We start from the raw sequence: 1,919 nt of genomic DNA on the forward strand, positions 1-1,919 counted from the left end.
CCAGCACGAAGCTGGCCCAGCACGACACTGGAAGGGGAGTACTAGCGGCCGGCAGACGACCAGGATGCCAACTAACCGATGTATCCACCCACGAGCTCACCTCTCGAGGACACTCGCCCCGAGCAGGCCCTGGACCCCACCCCCCACCACCACGCACACGGCGCAGCAGCACAAGGGGAAGGGCCAGATGCTCCTTAGAAAGGAGGTGATCCAGCCGCACCTTCCGGTACGGCTACCTTGTTACGACTTCGTCCCAATCGCCAGTCCCACCTTCGACGGCTCCCTCCCACAAGGGGTTGGGCCACCGGCTTCGGGTGTTACCGACTTTCGTGACGTGACGGGCGGTGTGTACAAGGCCCGGGAACGTATTCACCGCAGCGTTGCTGATCTGCGATTACTAGCGACTCCGACTTCATGGGGTCGAGTTGCAGACCCCAATCCGAACTGAGACCGGCTTTTTGGGATTCGCTCCACCTCACGGTTTCGCAGCCCTTTGTACCGGCCATTGTAGCATGCGTGAAGCCCAAGACATAAGGGGCATGATGATTTGACGTCATCCCCACCTTCCTCCGAGTTGACCCCGGCAGTCTCCTATGAGTCCCCGGCACGACCCGCTGGCAACATAGAACGAGGGTTGCGCTCGTTGCGGGACTTAACCCAACATCTCACGACACGAGCTGACGACAACCATGCACCACCTGTACACCAGCCTTGCGGGGCACCCATCTCTGGATGTTTCCGGTGTATGTCAAGCCTTGGTAAGGTTCTTCGCGTTGCATCGAATTAATCCGCATGCTCCGCCGCTTGTGCGGGCCCCCGTCAATTCCTTTGAGTTTTAGCCTTGCGGCCGTACTCCCCAGGCGGGGCGCTTAATGCGTTAGCTACGGCACGGAACCCGTGGATAGGACCCCACACCTAGCGCCCAACGTTTACGGCATGGACTACCAGGGTATCTAAGCCTGTTCGCTCCCCATGCTTTCGCTCCTCAGCGTCAGTTACGGCCCAGAGATCCGCCTTCGCCACCGGTGTTCCTCCTGATATCTGCGCATTCCACCGCTACACCAGGAATTCCGATCTCCTCTACCGCACTCCAGTCCGCCCGTACCCACTGCAGATCCGAGGTTGAGCCTCGGACTTTCACAGCAGACGCGACGAACCACCTACGAGCTCTTTACGCCCAATAATTCCGGACAACGCTCGCACCCTACGTATTACCGCGGCTGCTGGCACGTAGTTAGCCGGTGCTTCTTCTGCTCCTACCGTCACTTGCGCTTCTTCGGAGCTGAAAGAGGTTTACAACCCGAAGGCCGTCATCCCTCACGCGGCGTCGCTGCATCAGGCTTCCGCCCATTGTGCAATATTCCCCACTGCTGCCTCCCGTAGGAGTCTGGGCCGTGTCTCAGTCCCAGTGTGGCCGGTCACCCTCTCAGGCCGGCTACCCGTCGTCGCCTTGGTGAGCCACTACCTCACCAACAAGCTGATAGGCCGCGAGCCCATCCCCCACCGAAAAACTTTCCAACCACACCCATGCGGGCACAGTTCATATCCGGTATTAGCCCCGGTTTCCCGGAGTTATCCCGAAGAGGGGGGCAGGTTGCTCACGTGTTACTCACCCGTTCGCCACTGATCCACCCCGAAGGGCTTCACCGTTCGACTTGCATGTGTTAAGCACGCCGCCAGCGTTCGTCCTGAGCCAGGATCAAACTCTCCGTAGATGCAAACCCCCACCCACCACCCGAGACAAACCCCAGGCACAGGCAGGACATCCGCGAAAACAAATCCCAGCAACACCCCCACCCAACGAGGCAGGCAGGAGTGCGCCAAACAAATGGCATCGATTTTTGGCACGCTGTTGAGTTCTCAAGGAACGGACGCACACCCACCCCAGACCCTCCCAGGCCTCAGCGGGGGCAACCCTC

1 rRNA gene is annotated in these 1,919 nt (G+C 59.9%); it reads right to left on the bottom strand.

Annotation, left to right across the window (positions count from 1 at the left end):
- Window positions 1-198 precede the first annotated feature (198 nt).
- A 16S ribosomal RNA gene (locus WAB14_RS18140) occupies window positions 199-1,715 on the bottom strand.
- Window positions 1,716-1,919: the final 204 nt, after the last annotated feature.

The sequence above is a fragment of the Aquipuribacter nitratireducens genome, from assembly GCF_037860835.1.
Taxonomy (GTDB): Bacteria; Actinomycetota; Actinomycetes; order Actinomycetales; family JBBAYJ01; genus Aquipuribacter; species Aquipuribacter nitratireducens.